This is a genomic window from Parachlamydia sp. AcF125 (assembly GCF_018342475.1).
Classification (GTDB): Bacteria; Chlamydiota; Chlamydiia; order Chlamydiales; family Parachlamydiaceae; genus Parachlamydia.
In genome coordinates this window covers 405653-427009 of the sequence record NZ_JAEMUD010000003.1, presented here as the reverse complement: position 1 = coordinate 427009, position 21357 = coordinate 405653, and the positions used below count along the sequence as shown (strand labels likewise).

The following is a 21357-nucleotide window of genomic DNA, read 5'->3' as shown; positions in this document are numbered from 1 at the left end:
GAGTTCATTACAAAAAATATGAATATGGCCATGAAAACTCACTTAATTCAAGAAGGCGAGAACGATAGCGCTCGTTTAGCCCTCCAACGAATTAAGACAAGAGTGATCATTAACCTCCTTTCTTGTAAGCTTCTCGACCCAATTAACTATATAGTTTTTTCTTTCTTTAAATTTTATTTTGAAATCTCGAGCTTATATTTCTTCTAAAATAACGTGCGAAACGCGTTTACGATTCCATGTATAAGTGATGTGAACACGTCCATCTTTTGATTGAATAACAGCGGGGTATGAAAACTCAATAGGTTCCTTTTTTTCTTGCACGTGCATAACATCACAGGGAGAGGGGATATATTCTTCTAAATTTAAAATATGAGTCCAATTTTTTCCGTCATTTGAAATAGCAACATCTAAGCGTTTTCTTCCCGACTTTGTATGATTGTAAACAAGTAAATGACGTCCATCTTTTAGGGTAATAGCATCTAAGCCACTATCAGGAGATGGGAAGTCTAGTTTTTCTACTAGCGACCAAGACAAACCTTGATCGAGAGATTTTGAATACCACACATGGCCTAAATTATCACGAGGCCTTCCTAACATTATTAAACCATTATTTGTTTGTAATAAAGTCGGTTGAATGATTCCATAAGTTTTATCATTCAAATATAGCGGTCCAATAGAGCCTGAGCGTTCCCACGTTTTACCACCATCCTTTGAATATTCGGTATAGCAGATATTGGGTTGTTGATCTTCAACGGAAGTTCCACAAATCAAGGTTCCATCTTCTAATAATAACGGTTTATTTTTAATAGGCCCGAGACCTTTTTCTCCATTGGAAAGGACAATATGTTCTTCTTGATTCCATGTTTCGCCACTATCTAAAGAACGAGCTAAAAATCCTAGCCATTCTCTTGGGTTTGGGCCATGCTTATAAAATAAGAGGATTTCTCCGGAAGGCATTTTAAATAATACAGGATTCCAAAAAGGCATTCCATCATGCTTTACAGTTTCTTTGGGAATACTCCAAGTTTCATTTCTATAAATTGAAGTCCAAATGCCAACGTCTGGCGCTTTTTCTCGTGTTCCGCCAAACCAAGCTGCCATAAAAATACCTGGCTCTATTTCGATAATAGTAGAAGCATGACAGGTTGGAAAAGGAGCATTATCGAAAATAAATTCTTTGCTAACAATTTTGATTTCCTTTGCTTCTTTTTGAGTCGAAGAAGTTATAGATGATGAATGAAATTGAATAGGCTCTCTTTGAAAAGGTTGGTAAGGTTCTATTGGATTCATTTATTAACTTTGAATTGAGTATTTTTAAGTAATTGGTTTAATTAGCAATTTGTTAGGTAGTTCTCAAAGCATTTTGTTGAAAAAATGGTTAGTTGTCAATGAATGTGTTGAAAAATTCTCTCTAGGATCTTGCTAAAAACCCTTGAAAAAAAGAAACTCCTTGTTTTTTCCGACCAAAGAAAAGACCAAGGAGTTTCTGATGCGCGAACGCAACTGGCAACAGTATAACAAACAACTCATTCAACGTGGAAGCCTAACTTTTCTTTTAGATCCAAAACTTCTCAAGCCAGCCGTAAAATGACAGCCTACCAAGGGAAGACCAACCGAGTACTCGAATGTGCTTATTGAGAATCTTTTCATGCTAAAAATTCAATTTAAGCTGGCATATCGTGCCCTTCAAGGATTTGCACAATTCTTTTTAGCAAAACTTTTAGCAGGCAGCAAGGTTCCAGACTACACCCTGATGTGCAAGTGTGTTCAAAAGTTAGGTAAGCTCTCCCACGCACACAGCCGAACAGTCATCCTTGATACAACAGGTATGAAAGTGGTAGGCGAAGGCGAATGGAAAGTAAAAGTGCATGGGCAAAGAAGGCCTCGTAAGTGGATGAAAGCCCACTTAGCAGTAGACCCCCAGACTTTGGAAATCATAGCGGAAATCACAACAACTTCAGAGGTTGGAGACAGTAGAATGGCAGCTCCTCTACTGGACCAACTAACCCGTTCACCAAAACAAGTGATGGCCGATGGAGGATACGATAGGCAGGAGGCGCGCAAAGTCATCAAAGAGAAGGGAGCCAAACCCTTAATTCTACCTCCAAAGAATGCCAGATATAAGTTCAAAAACGATGAGAGAGATATAGCCATATTGGAAATATTAGGTCTTGGAGGCGATCGACAGGCTAGATCGCTTTGGGGAAAGCTGACAGGCTATAATCGCCGGGTTTTAGTGGAAACGGCCTTTTCCAGTTTGAAACGCTTATTTGGCGATCAATTCTTTTCAAAAACGATTGAACGTCAGAAAGTTGAAAGCAGGTTCAGATGTATTCTATTCAACAAGATGAGAAGATTGGCAACATGAGAAATAAGGAGTAAAAACTTTTGAAAATTTTAATTAAATTTTTAAACCGATTTTTTCAACACAGCCGTTGTCAATTAAGACAAAATTGTATTTCATTTTCGCTTCTAATCATACGAGTAAAGAGATGCCTAGAAAAAAGCACAACAATGGTGGCACCTTTAGAGACCTAACAAAAAAAATGGATAATAAAAAACTTATAGAATCTATCCAAGGGCACCCGTATCTTTGGTCAATCCCTCAAATAGCATTAGCGTCCTATATTGCTGGGCCTATGGCTGGATGTTATTTTTTGGTAGGAATTTTACGGAATTAGGTTTGCCAGGGCGTGCCAAAAAGTGGTATCTCGCAGGTATAGTTGGGCCTATTCTACTTTTAACAATTTTTTTTAGTCCTCGAGCAGCCACAGGCTGGCTCCCATGCACCTCCTATTTCAATTGCACTCGCAACTTTTATTCTAAGGTATGCTAAATCCCATCAAAGGCAGCTAATCAAGCAATAAATGATTGAAGGGGCTAAGCGTCTTTCCTATTGGTGGTGTGCTCTGATGATACTTACTTTCATGATGATTCAAATCCCTTTATTCCTTTTTTATGACTCTCTTTTGGCAATTGTTTTTCAAGGAGTCCATCCTTGACCGAATTTTAATGCAACCGCATAAAGGAAAAACCTAAATGAAAGCAGATAAAACCTTAATAATGTTGGCTCTGGTTATTATATTGGCCGCCTTTATTTTTAGAGGGAAAATAGTAGAAGAAGTACAATTGCTTAAGGAGGTACAAGAATCAAGCAAACTGATCGAAGGCCTGCCGGCCATCTATTTTTATCACTTGCCTCAAAAAGTGAAGGTAGAGCTGCTTTGTGATCATATTGAAAAGATGAAGGCTACCCAAAAACGGATTTCAAAATCTATTTTTGTGAAATATTTTGTTGATCTTCTTAAATACATTATGAAGTGTCAAAAGGAGCTCTTCGAACAGCAGGAAAGACTAAATTACGAGGAAGGCTGTATTTCTTTATGTGGTAATAGGGATTGAATGCTGTACGCCAAATGAGAGCCATGCAGGAACTCATGACATTCCTCGACTTTGGCAAAAAATTTTATACAGAAAATATAATGGGCAAAATTCCTAATAAGGCCTCAGAGGAAGTGATGGCTTTATATTGGGGCTATGAGGGGGGCATACTCGGCCCTATTCTTGTGTCATTGGGTGCCCTGTAACTTCATTAGATGTGAATCCTCCTAGAAGGAACTTTATCGCAGGCAATCCAGAAGAAGCCGATGCCTCAATTCTCTCTACTACTCTAAGCAGATCCTCCTTGAAGCTTTTTCTAGAATGGTACAAGCTATCTTTAAATAGGCATCTTCCTCTGAATCCATGCCGAATAGCCAAACGTGCTTTGGGTAGATGAGCTATAATCTCCCTTCCGCCCCTTTTTATTCACAAGTACAGAACGCTGATCGCGGTTATAATCATTGTCACTTATTTTGAATATGGTACACTTAACTTTGAAAAACCTTTAGGAGCGTATGTTATGAAAATTTATGGCGATGATTCTGAATTTACCCATTATACTAAAGAACGAGGCGTTTTTGGAAATAACGATGTGTTAAAGGGAAACAGAAAAACCGTTTATCGCTATAAAATCTCATTTTTTGGAAATTCTAATCGTTCAGAAAGTGTTGAACCTACCCTGTATCTTCACATTTCGAAAACTGCCTGGAGCACATTTACAGGAAAGGTAAGAAAATATTGCTTTCATTGGCGTTGGAAAACTGCTTATTTGGACCAAGAAGATGGAAGTTCGCCTCAAAAAATTTTAGTATGCACTTCTGTTCGGCAAGGTGAGTTAACCGGCCGGCTCAAGAAATTAATGGGCAGATCATGGTTTATTACAAACTTAATAAATCGTGATTGTTATGATGAAATATTTGGACAAGAATTCCTTCGTCTTGCAGGACAAAATGAGCGGCGCTTTACTAAAATATTCCATCCTTTAGGAAAGATGGTGGGACTGTATAAGGAAGGTAGTTCTGATTTGCTCTGTCCTATCTATCGTTCGCGAGGACTATTTTCCCTATTTAGATATCAGGTGTTAAAATGTTGGTCAAACCAATGGAAAGAGGTAGTGGTTCAAGCGGGGCAAGTGGCAGAAAGGATCTTAATTAAAAAGTCTGATGAAGCGATTATTTCCCGTGCTGGATTAATAACATGCTCAAATTTGATAAATGCATAATTGTACGTGTCTCTGTCTGTTTTGTTTTTCATCCATTACTTACTTAAAAAAATTCACATGCGATAGGGTTTATAAATTCCTTAATTAGGGCTCTAACTCTTTTTTATCTAGGCTGTGGGGGTGGAAAAGCTTCACACATAAAAGCATTTGGAGAGGTGGTTTTCAAGTACCTTGGGGTACTGGGGGAAAGCTTTTTCATTTTCTTTTTGTAAAATTTTAAAGAGTTTTTAAACTATTTTTTTTATTAGCAAGGTGGTGGATATGAGCAAAAAAACAAATCACCTCGCCTCTTCCTTAGGTCCTTACCTTTTTCAGCACCAGTACAATCCTGTCAATTGGTATCCTTGGACAGAAGAAGCTTTAGAAAAAGCAAGACAGGAAGATAAGCCAATTTTCTTATCGATCGGATATTCGGCGTGCCACTGGTGCCATGTGATGGAAAGAGAATCATTCGAGGATGAGCGGATAGCTCAGCTATTGAATGAGCATTTTATCAATATTAAAGTAGACCGTGAGGAACGCCCAGATTTAGACCATATTTATATGTCATGTGTGTAAACAATGACCGGCCACGGGGGATGGCCTATGTCCATTTTTATGACGCCTGACTTAAAACCCTTTTTAGCAGGGACCTACTTTCCTCCTACTGCACGTTATGGAATGCCAGGTTTTCTTTCATTACTCCATGAAAAGGAAAAGGTTTCTACTTTGCGTGTAAAATATCGACATCCGAAAAACCTCTTCAGCTGTGTGCAGGATGTCATCTATGGGATTAACAAGCTAATTATCCTTGGGCGCACTCGTATTGCTTTGATTGGGCATTCTCTTGGGGGAGCTGTCGCGATTATAGCTGCTAGCTTATGCCCACAAGTCGTTTGTATTGTTGCTTTGCCTACCTAGAGTTAGGGTGCAGTACAAGCTGCAAAGCAGCTTCAAAAGCAGCCTTTACTTTTGATCCATGGACTCGAAGATAAAATCCTCTCTCCCATCTGCTCCGAAGAGGTGTATCGCCTCGCTCGAAATCCAAAAGAGCTTCATTTACTACCAGGAACAGGACACCTCCTTGATGAAGTAGCAGACGAAGTGAAATTACTCTGCATGAATTGGATAAAAACTAAATTATAAATTTTAGGCAAAATTTTTCCTCGAAAGGGATTCATCTTATAATGTTTCTTAATCCTGGCGACTTGTTATTTTAAGCGGACTTCAAGGTTTAGGAAAAATGAGTTTCTTCCAAAAGACTTCAAGAATGCTCCTGCCTTTGTGAGCGAAGCTAAGTTGATTGGGGTGAGTGGGCTAGTAGTTTCTACCTCTAAAGCCCGTTTTATTCTCTCAGCGGGAGTGGGAGGTGGTTCTAGCTTATAAATTGGGAGAACAAGGATACACGAGTGGACGGAAATTTGATTGTGTGAACCTTGTCACAATTTTTTGCAGCAGCGCTGTTTTTTAGAAAGGGGTTAAAAAACAAAGAGAGAAAATAAAAATATTTTTTATGTTTGGTTAAAAGGTTAAAAAAAGTTGGCGAATATTGAAAAAACTAATAAAAATACACTTAAAGGGTTTAAATGTCTTTAACAAGGATTGATAATGAAATTTTACAAATTTCTACTCGTGATTCTTTTATTATTAGGGGAATTTATGGTGTTTGTCTCGTTTAATAAAAAGCCGAAGGCATTCGACGTTTTGGCTGAGCTTCAAGAAGAAGTTGCAAATCATCCCCTTGATATTACAGGAAAAGTCCCAACTTGGTTGACAGGAACATTAGTGCGCAATGGTCCTATCAATGTAACAGTAAACGGACAAAGTAATGTACACTGGTTTGATGGGCTCGCCATGTTGCACGCTTTTTCCTTTCAGGAGGGGAAGGTGAGGTATACTAACAAGTTCCTCCGTTCAGATGCTTATCGCACTGTTTTTGAACAAGGTTCACTGGATTACTCAGGGTTTGCTTCTGACCCTTGCCGCTCTCTATTTAAAAAGCTTCTAACTTTTTTTATTTCCCCTTCACACCCCTCTATTCAAAATGCCAATGTCAATGTAGCCAAATTAGCTGAGGAATATATTGCCCTGACTGAGATACCTTTACCTGTAAAATTCGACCCACAGACTTTGGATACCTTGGGAGTACTGAACTACCAGGACCAATTACCAAAAGAGAAATGTTGGGAATCTGCTCATCCTCATTATGACGGAGAACAAAAGTGCACCTTTAACTATCTTATCAAATTTGGCTTGACTAGCTACTATACCCTTTATGGCTTAATGGATGGCTCTTTTCAAAGGACTATTCTTGCAGAGATCCCTGTAGATGAGCCTGCCTATATGCATAGTTTTGCAGTCACGGAAAAATATATCATCTTGACCGAATTTCCTTTAGTGGTTAAGCCTCTGGATTTAATTGTGAAGGGACAGGCTTTTATTAAAAATTTTACCTGGCAACCACAAAGAGGAACCCGCTTTATCGTGTTAAATAGGCAAAATGGGGATATCATTGGTAAGTATGTGACAAAGCCCTTTTTTGCATTTCATCATGCCAATGCTTTTGAAAAAGATGACAGACTCCACCTTGACATGGTAACGTATGAAGATGCCAGCATTATCACCGGTAAAAGTTTGCATGTAAACTCTGACACGGCTCCTAGCGGTAACTATCAATCCCGCTTAGAAAGGTTTTCTCTCTCTCTTAAAACGGGCGAAATTGCTTCAGAAATTTTATTCCCTCAATCCAACGAATTTCCAAGAATTAACGAAAAGTTAGATGGAAAACCTTATCACTATGTGTATTTGACCGGTTTTAACGATAAGAGCGAAGATAAAAAAGAATTACTGAATGGTGAAGGTTTATATAAGCTCAATACGGTCACAAAAGAGTGGCTAAAGTGGTCTGAAAATGGTTGTTCCGCAGGGGAGCCTGTATTTGTAGCGGCCCCCGATGCTAAAGAGGAAGATGAAGGGGTTGTCCTCGCTGTGGTATTGGACCATGTTCTTAGGGATTCTTTTTTGCTTATATTAGATGGTAAAAGTTTTAAAGAATTGGGGCGGGCTAGAGCCCCTCATGCAATCCCTGCAGGCTTTCATGGCCAATACTTTCAATGATTATGCCATAATTATTAAAGCAAAACGGTTAATTTAACTTCCTTAATGTAAAGAAGACCTAAAGCCTTTTGCTAAGTTAAACGCTGATCCTCCAGGCAGGGCGCATTTTAGCTGCTGTATGAAGAAAAAGGTAGGGGGGGCAACTACGACCTGCGCCGGCCTGAAAGATTTGATTCAGAGATAGAGCGTATTAAGCAGGCCTTGAAAGGCAATTCTATCACAATTTATCATAGGGCCCACCCTGTGTACGCGGGTTAAGCGCTAAGCCTATTATTGATAGGCTTCTTGTGTCAAAAGTGATACAGCAATAAAAGCCCAGGAATCTCTGGGATACCAAGCCAAAGGGGAGTATGGCATTACTAATCGAGAATACCCTGAAGTAAGTCATTTAATGTTTTTAATCAAAAATAAATCCCTTCACCTGGGTATTTGCCCATAAAGGCTCTTCTCCATTTGCCTTTTAAAAGATCCAAAAATGATTGGCGATACGCCTATTTAACGATGATCCGACTGAGAAAGGGGCTTCACGCTATAAAATCTGGCTCCTAAAGCTTTTGGATGGCTGGCTATATCCTAAAGACTTGCTGGAGTGGCTACCCCCACTCTCACAAGCTGCATAAGAATTTACCACGAGCAGGAGTTTGTAAAACGCCATCTAAGAACCTTCATGGCTCTGAGTCTGACACAAAAGAAATCAAATTAGGCAAGCTTTTGGCCTGCTCCCCATAATTTTATCCAAATAAAAATAGACGTTCGTGTAAAAATTTAACCTTAAGCAAAAGCGCGCGAACATGAAAAAATCCAAATTCCCCGAAGAAAATCACCTGACTTCTTGGAGAAGAAAGTCGTAAAGTAAGAAGCTAGCTGCTGAGTATGCACTTGGCATAGTCGCCTTTAAAGACGCGTTAGCCAAAAAGAGGGAATCTCGCCACCCAAAAAAGCATGCTTTCTTGCTCGCGGAAAAAAATTGGCTACCGCAGTGTCCCTATGGAAAGAGGGTAAAAAGATTAACCATAAAAAAGTTTTAGCATTTAATGGTAGCTAAAATTGAAAGAGCAAAAAAAAGGAAAAAGAAAAAGGGCATTCGGGATATAATTGATAAGGCTTAAAAACCATGCGATGAATCAAGGATGGTCTGCGAGTTTTGTAAGCTATGTGCTTGCCAATGGAAGCAAGAACTGATTGCGCCAAAAGAGAAACAAAGGACAATTATTGAGCTTGATTTACAGCTAGATCCTCCTTTCTTTAAACAGGAGTTTAGGAGCCCAACTTTTCGAGAAAAATTGCAAAAACATATTATTTACTACCTTTAAAGTAACGGACAGAGTTTATGAAAATAGTCCTTTTGTGTGTGCTACTATTAATTTTTGCGGGGGTGACTATGTCTCCTAGAGAGGAACATCATCCTTATGAAGCGGAAAAGTTTGTGAGCTGCATTCTAGCTAAAACAGCGGAAATTATCCAAAAAAAATACAACCTAAAATCTTGTGGTCAAGGTGCTACGATGCCTGGCGGGCATATCCAAGAAGTGAGGCTGTGTTTTGACACAAAATATCCTTTTACGAAAGAGGAGTTGCGAAAAATATTAATAGAGTCTGCTTCTACCTTGCTAAAGGGAATAAACGAAAATAAAGAGATCCAAAAATTTATTAAGGTTAAGCCATTCTCAGTGAAAAATGTGGAAATAACCATTTACAATCACGATCAGAAGGGTAGGGGGTTACATGATCCCCAAATTTCAATAGCACGAATTTCTCAGGGAGATTTAATTTATCGAACGATGGATCCGCATGATTCCTTTAAATCTAAAAGCCAGTTCGAAGAATCCTATGAAGAAGCCTTAAGAGCCTACCCAATCCACCCAAGGGTATCAAAGAAATCTCCCGGCATTGAATAAATGGATGATTTCCAGCTGGGCGATTATGTGCATCATCGTTTAGGCCTGCTCATTTCCTGGTTTTCTTATAGAATAGGGGTGAATGGAAGAGTTCTGGATTCTCCTTCAATGTCGATAGGATAGGGAATGCAATAGAAGAGGTTTTAAGTATTTTTGATTCCATCCTCGTCTCAAGTTGCCATTTTGCGTATGGGGCTAAACTATTTAAGAGAGTTTCTCTTATGCACTAAGCAATCTTAAGCCTACCTCCACACTAATAACTGAAAAGGTAATAAATTCGAAGACCCTGAGCGACTTTGCAAGCCATCTCTGTTTTCAATTCCTCGTTATATTTTCGCTGCTAGCCTGCAAGGAAAATGTAATCTAGCTTATTAGGCATAAAAACAATTCTGGCTTTATCTTTTTTTAGATATTCTTCTATTAAAGAGGGAGGCTTTTTTGGTAGAGTTATTGTTGTGAACCTCTTCGAAAAAGCTATTTTCCAATTATGCAGCTAGACGTTTGCCAATGGAGGAATAAAAATCTCCTCGTTCATAATGGAAGGGCCTCATGGTGCGCAAAGAAACTTTTGCTATTTATTTTGCGGGTCTGATTCAAGGGTTAGCAGTGATTACGTTTCCTGCTATAAGCCCTATTTTTACCGACCCTTATGAATTTAACCTTTCCACAACTGCCTATGGCAGCTTATTTATCCCAGAGGCGCTATTGTCGATTGTGTTCTCTGCTATAAATCCCCTTATATGCGGCAAATTTGGTTTCAAAGCTGTTTTTTTAGGCGGGTTGTTGTTAACGATGCTTTCGATGATTTTACTGGCAGCAAGTCCTTTTGCTATGCACTGCCCTTTGTTAAGTTATGCCCTGTTGTTATTTGCCACAGGGGCGGTGGGGATAGGATATGGATTGGTGGCCCCCACACTTAATGCCACGGCAGCTTTGCTAAATCCGTCTCGGGTTGATTTTATGCTTCTCATGCTAAATGCACTTTCAGGTGCTGGAACGGCTGTGGGTCCTCTTTTTAGTGCTTTCTCTATTTCAATAGGGTGTTGGTGGGGTTTGCCTTTACTGCTAGCTGTATGTTTTGGGGCCTTATTTGTTTTTAGCCTTCATTTAAAGCTACCTGGTGAAAAGGAAGATTTTAAGAAAAAAAACTATATGGCGAATGGCATTTCCCCTCGTTTTTGGATTTTTGCTACTTTTGCCTTTTTGTATGGGATTGTAGAAACGTTAAATGGAAATTGGCTTCCTATTTTTATGAAAAAGCATATGCAGGCTTCCCACGACTTGCAGTCACTTGCTTTGGCTGCCTTTTGGGGAATGGCAACTTTGGGAAGGGTTTTTTTTGCGGTCACAAAAAAAGCTTTTCGGCAAGAGGTCATCTTTCAAGTATTTCCCTTTATTTCGATGTTGGCATTTATAACGCTTGCCTTATTACCCCAAGGAGCCTCTTATTTGGCGATAACGGTGTCTGGGTTGGCAGGTTTTGGTTGTTCTGTCCTTCTTCCTCTACTTATTAGCTTTGGGAGTGAAAGGTTAAAATCGCTTGCGTCTTCTGTGCCTGGAATGGTCATCACCTTTTATTTGCTTGGATATGGGATGGCAGCTTTTGGGGTGGGCCCCTTAGAAAACTTTGCTCAAATCGACCTAAGAGAAGTTTATCTGTATGGCTCTGCGATAGCCTTTATTCTTGGCCTAGTCTCATTTTTTGTGATAAAGGCCCCCCAAGAAAATCATTCAAAATGAAGCATAAGTTAAAAAGTGGCAAGGATTACAGCAGAGGGGTGACCCCCTTCATTTAGATTATCCCCTAGCAAGGTATTTGGTCCCTATCCCTCTTTTCTAAGCAAAAAGTGCAAACAGAAAATTTATCCTCCTTTCAGTTAAAGTATCTGTATCGCTACAATCGATCTAAGCGATTTTGGAAATAGGGAGAATTACGAGCGGTACTTGAAAGAATTGGGCTGCCAAGCTATATTGCTTCCACAGCCGTATTTTTGGCGGAGGAGAATGTTCCGCGGATTATAGGGGAAGAAATTTTGATTAGCGAAGGCTGTTTATTGAATCATATTACTTTGGAATCTCATGAACCATTTTAAAATTCTTACCTTTGTAGGATTCACTCTAGCGATTCACTTTTTTGTTGGATGTTCAAGAGAAAACTTGTCCAAGAAACATCCTATCATTCAGGAAAATCCTGCTTGGCAAGCTGCGGTAGATTATGCCAATAAACATTTGCCTTTGGAAGGGAGATTGGCAGCAAAATCGGATGGTTTTGTTTACCTTAAAGTCGACGATGCTTATATTCGAACCCTTTTTCCTAAGCTAGGTCTCAAAGAGAAAGGGTTTAGAATGCCCCCTTATTTCCGTAGGAGTGATTCTCCAGGTGCCCATATCAGTGTCTTTTATGCAGATGAGCATGTTTATCCAGAAGAAATTGGGCAAATCTTTCATTTTAAGCTAAAAAAAATTATTATCTTACAATCTTCTAGAAATACCAGCTATGCTGTTTTACAAGTGGAATCTCCTGAATTGGAAAAATTAAGAGAGAAATATGGGGCCAGCTCCAAGCTGCTCGGCCAAGATTTCCATATTTCTCTGGCAAGGAAAAAAAAACGTCTCCATTTTAAATAAACAGCCTTGCATTCAATTGATTTTTTTCTAATCTGAATTTTTCTTTTGGCCCTCCTCTGCCTTCCAGCCTGTTTCCTATTAGACCCTCCTCAAAATCTATTATTCGTTTTAATTCTCTCCCGGCGCCTTCGTTATTTTGCCATTTTAAATTTTAACGGAGTTTTGCATGTCTTCTTCTCAACCAACTTTATTTGTAAATTTTAAAAAAAATACGCTTTACACCACCTTATTTATTGCTTTTGTCGATTATATGGGTGTAGGGCTGGTTTATCCCTTATTTGCGGCAATGCTTTTTGATCAAGCACTCGCTCTTTTACCACAAGAAATGAGCCAGGATTTAAGGGGGCTGTATTTAGGTATTCTGATTGCTTTGATGCCTTTGGCACAATTTTTTAGCTCTCCTTTATGGGGGGCGATCTCTGACGGCATGGGACGTAAAAAACCCTTGTTAATAAGCATAGGAGTTGCCTTAGTGGGCTATCTTTGTGCCCTTTGGGGAGTGACAGCGAGCAATATTTGGCTCTTATGCATTTCTCGAGTAATTATTGGATGCGCGGCGGGAAATATGTCGATTGTTCAAGCAGCCCTTGCCGATCTAAGCAGCAAGGAAGAAAAAGCCACTCATTTTGGTTTATACAGCATGGCCTTAGGTGTCGGATTTACCCTTGGGCCATTTTTTGGAGGAATATTATCTAATTTTGGATATAGTCTGCCTTTCCTTTTTGCATTCCTGCTAATGGGGGCAAATCTTATAGGGGTTTACTTTTTATTCAAGGAAACACATTCTGCGATCTCTCCTCCGCAGTTTAAGTGGAATAAAGGTTTTAGTAGCTTAAGAAAAGCTTTGTATTTTAAAGGCATTAGAACGGTTCTCTTCTGCTCTTTTTTGCATAATTTTGGGTGGTCCTATTTTTTTGAATTTACCCCAGTCTATTTGATTTCCCAATTGCAATTTACTCCTCCCATGTTGGGTTTTTTCTATGCTGCAGCGGGGTGTTTCTATGCTTTAAGCACTGGCCTATTCATTCGACCATTTGTGAAGCGTTTAGCTACCGAAAAACTTTTCTTTTGGGGAAATTTAATGGCGGCCTTTGCCATTTTAATGATGCCTTTCGTTTCACTGGCTTCTTTAATTTGGCCCCTTTTGTTTTTAATTTGCTTTTTTGTGGCGTTTGTAACGCCTTCTTCCACAACCTTAATTTCCCAGACCGCATCTTCTGACGGCCAGGGAGAGGCTTTAGGTATTTTAAGCGCGGTGAATGCAGCCGCTCTTATTATTAGTCCACTTTTTTCGGGTTCATTTGTGGGAAAATATCCTTATATTTCAATGCAAGTAGGAGGAGGAGTCTTACTCATAACGGCTGGTATTTTTTTTGTGAGATACTGCTTTAAGCTGGGGCAAAAAGAAATCTAAGCTAAAAAGTTGCAAAAATCCTGTCTTGGAGTCATGAGTCCTAAAAATTTAATGCAGTTTGGGTTTAGTTAAATTTTGCCATGCTTAAACGGAAAAGGGTTTTGAATGTAAAGAGAACTTTGCTATCAAATGGATGACACAATGAATGGAATAGAGGGGGGTACCTCTAATTCCTCTAAGTGAGTGGACAGCCCTTGCCTTAACATTTTACGCCGGATTTTTGGCCCATTTTTAGATTCTCAAATTTCCAGGAGATGTGTTTCAATTGCCTCGATAGTAGAATTTATGAGATTGATGGAGGAATCGGAGACAATCATTTTTCGGATTTCAGGGTCAATATGTTGGCGGAGCAGTCCCAAAAACGAAGGTTCAGCAAACACATAAAGGCGGTGAAATTTCTCTTTTTGCTTGGCTACAGATAGATATCTAGCGATTTCTGAAGCAAATTTAATAGCTTCTAAATGTTTGGGTTCAGTTTCTTGCTGGTAAGAATGCCTTGTAACTCCTCCTCTTTGAAAATTGCGCCCAGGCTCTGTAGAGACTAAATCCTGATTACGAGCTCGGCTTTCTGGATGTTCAATATATCCGATTTCCTCAAGTTTAGGGAATTTCACCACGTGAAAAACTTTTGCTTGGCATTTATCTGCCACGATTACCCAGGTAGTAGAATTGTTTTTGGTTGTCATATAAGTCTCCTTTGCAAAAACTCTTTCTTTTTTTGTTAAAGTTAAAAGAGAACCTCTTTATGATTCATTATCCTTTATATGAATGTTTTTTAAGTAAGTCAAATATTTTTTGGATGGACAGGTTTACTTAATTAAGTTCGCTTATTTAAAAAAGAAATGAATATGGAAAAACAGGTAGAAGCCTACCTTCACGAAAATATTCCCCTTAGCCTTGCCATGGGAATAAAAGTAGAAGAGGCTACGATGCAAAAAGTTGTCTTGTTTGCCCCTTTGGCAAATAATATCAATCATCAAAAAACGATTTTTGGAGGTAGCCTACACGCCGTAGCGACTCTAGCATGTTGGAGTTTACTCTATCTCCATTTATTGAATGAACGTGTAGAAATTGTGATTACCAAGAGTACTGTGTCTTATCATGCCCCTGTGAATGAGGATTTTAGGGTTGAATGTGAATTCCCCGCCCAAGAAGAGTGGGAAAAATTTACAAAGACTCTAAAAATGAGGGGCAAAGCGAGGATTGAGTTGGCTGCTAAAATATCCCAACATAAGAAATTATGCGTGGGCTACTCTGCTACATTTGCAGCGATTAGAACTTAAGGATCTTTTGCATAGTTTTTAAAAAATCTTCTCTATCATAACAAGAAAAATCTGCATAGGGGCAATCTATCTCATTCTCATACAGCTTGCGATGCACCACAATCAGGCCCGCTTTATGTGCAGATTCCACCCCTTTGGGATCGTCTTCTATGGCGAGACAATGTTTTGATAGAATGGGTTGATTGAGGGCTTCAGCCATTTTTTTTAATCCCATTAAGTAGGGATCTGGCTCTGGTTTTCGGCTTGCATAATCTTCTTTGCATACGATAAACTGCATGAAAGCTGCGATTCCTCGAGCCTTTAATACAGGCTCGGCAGAATTGCGACGGGCATTGGTAATAATGGCTTGGGGGATTTTTAACTTTTGAATCGATTCGATGAGTTGCAAGACGCCTGGGCGCATGCTTAATTGATTCGTAAGGCTGTGAAATTCAGCGTCAACCTCTTGCAGATAAGCTTCTTGGGAGAGATTCAATCCTAATTCCGCTTTCATCCATTCCCAATTTTGGATGCCATTGTTTTCGTAAACACGCTGGCGATACTTTTCGGGCAAGTGAATAGCATGTCGCCTTAAAATAGTAAAATGTTTATTCCAGTGCGCTTCGGCAGTTTCAAGAATTGTGTTGTCGTAATCCCAAAAAACAGCTTGGATTTTCATATCCCCCTCCCGTCCTCATTTTTTAGTAAACAATTCTATCAAATAAGGATCAAAATCTCCAGTTGTTCAAAAGAAGCTTGGTTTAATTTGGATGACGAAGGAAAATAGGAGCAAAAGATTCAGAGGAGCCAAAAATGGGACAATATGTGATTAAGAAAAGCTCTTTGGCTGGAGAAATCCAAATCCCTCCTTCAAAGTCTCATACTTTGCGAGCGATCCTTTTTGGGGCTCTTGCTAAGGGGAAAAGTATCGTTTACCACTACCTACCTTCTCCCGATACGCAAGCGATGATCGGCGCGTGTCAGCTCTTAGGAGCTAAAATTGAAGTTTTTCCCACTTATCTCGTCATACACGGAACAGCTGGAAAAATTAGGTATGCGGAAGATGTGATCCATGCGGGCAATTCCGGAATTGTCTTGCGTTTTTGCTCAGCAATTGGGGCCTTAGCCCCCCATCCAATTGTGGTGACGGGAGATTATTCTATCCGACATCAAAGGCCTATGCAGCCTCTTTTAAATGGCCTTTCTCAATTAGGAGCGACCACCTTTTCTATGCGGGGGGATGGGTACGCTCCCATCATTGTTCAAGGGCCAATTAAAGCAGGAAAAGCCATGGTGTCAGGAGAAGATTCTCAACCCATATCAGCTTTGTTAATTGCCTCAGCTTTTGCGGAAGGGCCTATTGAATTGCTTGTCAAAAATGCAGGAGAAAAACCGTGGATTAGTTTGACTCTTCATTGGTTGGATCGCCTGGGTATTCCCTATGAAAATTGCGATTTTGAGCGTTATCGCCTTTTTGGCAACACTTGCTATGAAGGTTTTGTCTACACCGTGCCCGGCGACTTAAGTTCTGCCGCATTTCCGGTTGCTGCAGCTTTGATTACAGGATCGGAGCTCTGTATAAAAAACATCGATATGAATGATCCTCAAGGGGATAAAGAGCTTTTCGTGGTGTTTCAAAAAATGGGAGCAAAACTTCACTTTGATGCAGTGCAAAATACGCTCTATGTTAAAAAAGGGGGAAACCTTTCGGGTATTTCTGTAGATATTAATAACTTTATCGATTCCATTACTATTTTAGCTGTTGTAGCATGCTTTGCAGAGGGGGAAACGCGGATTTATAATGCCGCCATTGCGCGACAAAAAGAGTGCAACCGCCTTGCAGGAATCGCAGCTGAATTGCAAAAAATGGGAGCGGACATTTCAGAGACGGAAGATGGCTTGATTGCCAGGAAATCTTTTTTAAGGGGAGCAAAGCTACATTCTTACCATGATCACCGGATGGCTATGTCATTAATAGTTGCAGGCCTGGGGGCGATAGGGGAAACTTCTTTAGCTCCCACAGAATGTATTTCTAAAACATTTCCCACCTTCGCGCGCGATTTTAACCAATTGGGAGCTAACATTGAGGTATTTGCATGAATTTGATTTTGTGTGGATTGCCTAAATGTGGCAAAACAACTATTGGAAAAATATTGGCAGCACAATTGAAGTGGACTTTTCTTGACACCGATGAAATGATCGAATCGGCGTATAAAAAAGAATTTGGAAATGTGCTTTCCTGCCGACAAATTTATCTTACCAAAGGGGAACTCTATTTTAGAGAGCTTGAAAAGCAGCAAGTGTTAGCCTTGCAAAATCGGCGCCGAAGCGTGATTGCTACAGGAGGGGGGGTATTCCATTTAAGAGAAAATAGCGAAATGTTGAAAAATTTAGGGACCTTAATCTATCTCAAGGTGCCTCTTAAGGAAATTTGGAATCGAATAAGCTGTGCAGAGATTCCTCCGTTTTTAGGCCAACACGAGCCTGAAAAAGCTTTCTATAAGCTCTCAGAAAAGCGGCTGCCGCTTTATGAAGCCGCTGCCCATGTGATAATCGAAGCGCACAATCTAAACAAGGAAGAAATGACAGCTGCCATTTTAAATCATGAGGAGTTCCAATATGGCAAGTAACTCGTTTGGCAACCTATTTAAGATGACAACTTGGGGAGAATCTCACGGCAAAGCGATTGGGGTGGTGATTGATGGGTGCCCAGCTGGTTTAGAAATTGAAGAAGAAGAGATTCATCACGCTTTAGCCCTTCGAGCTCCAGGACGCCGCCTTTACACTTCCCCTCGGAGTGAAGAGGATAAGGCTCAAATTCTTTCAGGAGTATTTGAAGGAAAGACTACCGGAGCCCCTATTAGTATTCTGATTCCAAATCGCGATGCTGATTCTAGCAAATATGAACCTATCAAGGATTTACTGAGACCAGGCCATGCAAATTACACCTACTTAGAAAAATACGGGATTTTTGATTATCGAGGGGGTGGGCGAGCTTCCGCCAGAGAAACGGCATGCCGCGTAGCGGCAGGTACCATCGCCAAAAAACTTTTGCGAACACAAGGCATTCAAACCCTGGCTTACATTAAGCAAATCGGCCATTTACAAGCAAAGCCTGAATGGGATCAAATCGAGGAGATGCGGGTGAAAATTGAAAAAAATTCACTTTTTTGCCCCGATCCCCTTCTTGCGCCTGAAATGGAGCATTTAATTGAAGAAGCCATGCAACAAAAAGATTCCATTGGAGGGATCGTGGAGTTTGTCGCTTGGAATGTCCCGGTGGGTTTAGGCGATCCAATTTATCAAAAATTGGAAGCAAATCTAGCCTATGCGATGATGAGCCTCCCTGCTACAAAAGGGTTTGAAATAGGGTCTGGATTCGAATCTGTGTCGATGCGTGGATCTGTGCATAACGATCGTTTTAAAAATGACAAAGGAAGCATTCGAACAGACACTAATTACGCAGGAGGAGCATTAGGAGGAATTTCAAACGGAATGCCACTTGTAGGGAGGGTGGCTTTCAAACCGGCTTCAAGTATTATGCAAAGGCAAAATACCTTAACAACTGAAGGGAAAGAAGCGAGTTTTCAATTGCCAGAAGGTTCGAGGCACGATCCCTGTGTGGCGATTCGGGCGGTTCCTGTGGTAGAAGCCATGCTAGCGCTTGTGCTAGCGGATGCTATGCTTTTGAATAGGTGCGCCAAATTATGACCTATCAGCTAACCTGTTCCATTCCTGCTTCCCAGATCCATTATGAGATTAAAATTGGCAGACATATTTTAAATGACCTATCTAAGTTTTTAAAGCCATTTGGTCATAAATTCGCCCTTATTGCCGATACGATTACCGGCCCATTATATGGGGAAAAAATAAAAGAGATGCTTTTAAAGGAGGGATTAGAGGCTTCCTTATTCACCTTTCCAAGTGGGGAAGCTTATAAAACGCGAGCAACCAAAGAAAATTTAGAAAATCAGCTTTTTGAAAAGGGATTGGGCCGCGACACGTGCCTTCTTGCCGTAGGAGGGGGCGTAGTGACAGACTTAGCCGGCTTTATAGCCGCCACCTATTGTCGCGGAATTCCTCTTGTCATGCTCCCCACTACTCTTTTAGGAATGGTAGACGCCAGCATTGGGGGCAAGACAGGTGTCAATACCCCTCGAGGGAAAAATCTGGTTGGCTGTATTTACCAGCCCCAGCTTGTCATCATGGATGTGTCAACTCTTGGCAGCTTATCTAGAGAAGAGATTAAAAATGGGGCGGTAGAGATGATTAAACATGGGTTAATCGCAGATGCCTCCTATTTCAGCTACCTAGCCTTACATTCAGATCGATTATTAGCTTTAGAGTCTGCGATCCTTCAGAAGGCTATCTATGAAAGCTGCCGCATCAAAAAAGAAATGGTTGAGCAAGACGAGAAAGAAAGAGGAAAAAGGCATTTGTTGAATTTTGGGCATACAATTGGGCATGCCTTAGAACATTTAACGCATTATGAACTTTCTCATGGGGAAGCTGTAGCTATAGGAATACTCGTAGAAAGTTACTTAGCCTTGATAAAAGGGTGTTTAAGTCAGCATTCTTTTGACCAAATAAGGGACATTTTAAGGAAATATGCTCTTCCTTTGCGGTTACCTAGGCGAATTTCCTATGAGGCTTTATTTCAAGCCATGATTTTAGATAAAAAATCCTGTCATGGCAAGCCTCGCTTTGTCATGTTGCAAGAGATTGGGGATCCTTTTATCCCTCACTCCAATTATTGTGTGCCCATTGAAGATGAATTGATTAAACAAGCTGTAGAATGGATGGATCATGCTCTGTGCGGTAATTAAAGGACCTACCTATTTAGAGGCCTATCAGCAAATCGAGCGGATTTTGCCGTATGCAGATGCGATTGAATTACGCTTGGATTGCTTTGAAAGCATAGATGAGATTGCCCTGCGAGAACTACAATCCACTTTTTCAATTCCCTTAATTTTTACCTTAAGAAGCCTATCTCAGGGAGGAGAATTTGGCCAATCTCAAGAGATTCAAATTGCTTATCTTCACCAGCTAGCAGTTTTAAAACCCTCTTATTTGGATGTAGAAAGCCATATACCAGAAAAAGTCATTCAAGCTATCTCTTGCTCACACCCAGAAATTAAATTGATTCTTTCCTACCACAATCTTCAAGGAACGCCAGAAAATTTGGACGATTTATATCAGGAGATGCAGAATATTTCCGCCTATTTTTATAAAATAGCTGTGTGGGCTAATACCGTTTTAGATGCAATGCGTTTGTTAGTATGGTCCAAAAATCAAGATTCAAAGCTAATTGCCATTAGCATGGGCGCGCAGGGGCAAATTAGCCGAATCTTAGGACCTATCTTCAACCATCCTGTGACCTTTGCTTCTGTAGAGGAAGATGCGAAGAATCTGTGGGGGCAATTATCGGCAAAAGAGCTTGCGGAGCGTTACCACTACCCCAAGCTTACTTCCAGCACTGAAGTCTATGGATTGATAGGGGACCCTGTGGATTTAAGCATAAGTGATGAGACCCATAATGCTTTCATAAGAGAGCTCGGCCTAAATGCTGTATACGTAAAAATAGCTGTAAAATTAGAAGAATTGCCCCTATTTCTAGAATTAGCCAAAAAGCTGTCCATTCGAGGGCTGAGCGTTACTATGCCTTTGAAAGAGCGTATCGTTCCTTTTGTTACTCGCTTGGATGCAAAAGCTCAAAAGGTGGGGGCAGTTAATACATTAAGTTTTCAAGATAACCACATTTTTGGATTTAACACCGATGGCATAGGGGCTTTAGAGGCCATTGAAGCCAAAAAGAAGGTGGAAGGGAAGCGCATTGTCGTCATTGGGGCAGGGGGAGCCGCAAAGGCAATTATTTATGAAGCGGTTCAGAAAAATGCGCAGGTGACCATCCTCAATCGCTCCTTTGAAAAAGCCCATCAGATAGCGCATACGTTTGGTTGTGAAGCTAAGGCTTTGAATGAAATAGAGGCTTGCACAACAGAAGGGTACGATATTTTAATTAATTGTTCACCCATTGAAATGCCTATACGCCCCCAAGATATCCTTCCGCAAGCTGTGATCATGGATATCAAAACAAGGCCTAAAAAATCCCTTTTTTTAAAAGTGGCTTTGGACAAGGGATGTCAGGTTATTTTTGGCTATCAGATGTTTATCCAACAGGCGTTAGGGCAATTTAGGCACTGGTTTCCCCAGATCAATCTTCATACATGCAGAGAAATTTTGGAAAAAAGCGTGATCAATTGCTTATGGCAGAATGAGTAAGCTTTTTAGCGAGGCTCCAAAGCTACAATTTCAAGAAGAAAGGGTTTCTAAGGCACTACATGCCCCTAAAATTGGGAGAATCTCCGCTTTTTTATTCCTTGTGATAGTCAAATGACAAAAGAGGTTGCTTGAACTGTCATTTGACTATTAAAATCAGCGGGCCTGTTTAACTTAA

18 protein-coding genes and 2 pseudogenes are annotated in these 21357 nt (G+C 40.3%); 17 read left to right on the top strand and 3 right to left on the bottom strand.

The window, feature by feature from the left end; genetic code table 11:
* Positions 1-192 precede the first annotated feature (192 nt).
* Positions 193-1290 (bottom strand): sialidase family protein, encoded by a 1098-nt coding sequence (locus tag PARA125_RS07980; RefSeq protein ID WP_213158341.1) that lies wholly within the window; start codon positions 1288-1290, stop codon positions 193-195.
* 319 nt (positions 1291-1609) lie between these two features.
* On the opposite strand from PARA125_RS07980, the pseudogene PARA125_RS07975 reads away from it, so the two are divergent.
* From PARA125_RS07975 to PARA125_RS07930, 11 genes and pseudogenes are all read left to right on the top strand, one after another.
* Positions 1610-2368 (top strand): annotated as a pseudogene (locus PARA125_RS07975) (IS5 family transposase); the annotation flags it as partial.
* Positions 2369-3039: 671 nt separating this feature from the next.
* Complete coding sequence (locus tag PARA125_RS07970) at positions 3040-3402, top strand: hypothetical protein (protein WP_213158339.1); 363 nt, start codon at positions 3040-3042, stop codon at positions 3400-3402.
* A gap of 499 nt (positions 3403-3901) precedes the next feature.
* A complete protein-coding gene (locus tag PARA125_RS07965) occupies positions 3902-4603 on the top strand; it encodes a hypothetical protein (protein ID WP_213158338.1) in 702 nt (233 codons plus the stop codon).
* Between the two features lie 261 nt (positions 4604-4864).
* Positions 4865-5290: pseudogene (locus PARA125_RS10025) on the top strand (thioredoxin domain-containing protein); the annotation flags it as partial.
* On the top strand, positions 5264-5503 hold the full coding sequence (locus PARA125_RS10205) for an alpha/beta hydrolase (RefSeq protein ID WP_249274292.1): 240 nt from the start codon (positions 5264-5266) through the stop codon (positions 5501-5503). The pseudogene PARA125_RS10025 and the gene PARA125_RS10205, both read left to right, overlap by 27 nt.
* A gap of 51 nt (positions 5504-5554) precedes the next feature.
* Entirely contained in the window at positions 5555-5728 is a 174-nt protein-coding gene (locus tag PARA125_RS07955; protein WP_213158337.1) for an alpha/beta hydrolase, read from the top strand.
* Between the two features lie 462 nt (positions 5729-6190).
* Entirely contained in the window at positions 6191-7699 is a 1509-nt protein-coding gene (locus tag PARA125_RS07950) for a carotenoid oxygenase family protein (RefSeq protein ID WP_213158336.1), read from the top strand.
* Positions 7700-9080: 1381 nt separating this feature from the next.
* Entirely contained in the window at positions 9081-9596 is a 516-nt protein-coding gene (locus PARA125_RS07945) for a hypothetical protein (protein ID WP_213158335.1), read from the top strand.
* A gap of 549 nt (positions 9597-10145) precedes the next feature.
* Positions 10146-11336, top strand: a complete 1191-nt coding sequence (locus PARA125_RS07940; protein WP_249274270.1) for an MFS transporter — start codon at positions 10146-10148, stop codon at positions 11334-11336.
* Between the two features lie 417 nt (positions 11337-11753).
* Positions 11754-12224, top strand: coding sequence for a hypothetical protein (locus tag PARA125_RS07935; RefSeq protein WP_213158334.1), 471 nt, complete (start codon positions 11754-11756; stop codon positions 12222-12224).
* A 166-nt stretch (positions 12225-12390) separates the two neighbouring features.
* The gene (locus PARA125_RS07930; protein ID WP_213158333.1) at positions 12391-13638 is read left to right on the top strand and encodes an MFS transporter; all 1248 of its coding nucleotides are present in this window, start codon (positions 12391-12393) and stop codon (positions 13636-13638) included.
* Positions 13639-13877: 239 nt separating this feature from the next.
* Here the strand turns inward: PARA125_RS07930 and PARA125_RS07925 are convergent, their stop codons facing one another.
* Complete coding sequence (locus tag PARA125_RS07925) at positions 13878-14324, bottom strand: host attachment protein (protein WP_213158332.1); 447 nt, start codon at positions 14322-14324, stop codon at positions 13878-13880.
* A 162-nt stretch (positions 14325-14486) separates the two neighbouring features.
* On the opposite strand from PARA125_RS07925, the gene PARA125_RS07920 reads away from it, so the two are divergent.
* A complete protein-coding gene (locus PARA125_RS07920; protein ID WP_213158331.1) occupies positions 14487-14921 on the top strand; it encodes a YiiD C-terminal domain-containing protein in 435 nt (144 codons plus the stop codon).
* Here PARA125_RS07920 and PARA125_RS07915 read toward each other — a convergent pair.
* On the bottom strand, positions 14911-15579 hold the full coding sequence (locus PARA125_RS07915; RefSeq protein ID WP_213158330.1) for an HAD family hydrolase: 669 nt from the start codon (positions 15577-15579) through the stop codon (positions 14911-14913). The two genes, PARA125_RS07920 and PARA125_RS07915, sit on opposite strands and share 11 nt — an antisense overlap.
* Before the next feature lie 134 nt (positions 15580-15713).
* Here PARA125_RS07915 and aroA point away from each other — a divergent pair, with 134 nt between their 5' ends.
* The 5 genes from aroA to aroE are packed head-to-tail and all read left to right on the top strand — an operon-like array spanning position 15714 to position 21182.
* The gene (aroA, locus tag PARA125_RS07910) at positions 15714-17000 is read left to right on the top strand and encodes a 3-phosphoshikimate 1-carboxyvinyltransferase (protein ID WP_213158329.1); all 1287 of its coding nucleotides are present in this window, start codon (positions 15714-15716) and stop codon (positions 16998-17000) included.
* Positions 16997-17530 (top strand): shikimate kinase, encoded by a 534-nt coding sequence (locus PARA125_RS07905; RefSeq protein ID WP_213158328.1) that lies wholly within the window; start codon positions 16997-16999, stop codon positions 17528-17530. Before aroA ends, PARA125_RS07905 begins: the two co-directional genes overlap by 4 nt.
* Positions 17520-18611: a chorismate synthase gene (gene aroC / locus PARA125_RS07900; RefSeq protein ID WP_213158327.1), complete on the top strand. Its 1092-nt coding sequence runs from the start codon at positions 17520-17522 to the stop codon at positions 18609-18611. The genes PARA125_RS07905 and aroC overlap by 11 nt, the downstream gene beginning before the upstream one ends.
* A complete protein-coding gene (gene aroB / locus PARA125_RS07895; protein WP_213158326.1) occupies positions 18608-19726 on the top strand; it encodes a 3-dehydroquinate synthase in 1119 nt (372 codons plus the stop codon). The genes aroC and aroB overlap by 4 nt, the downstream gene beginning before the upstream one ends.
* Positions 19707-21182: a shikimate dehydrogenase gene (gene aroE, locus PARA125_RS07890; protein WP_213158325.1), complete on the top strand. Its 1476-nt coding sequence runs from the start codon at positions 19707-19709 to the stop codon at positions 21180-21182. Before aroB ends, aroE begins: the two co-directional genes overlap by 20 nt.
* Positions 21183-21357 lie beyond the last annotated feature (175 nt).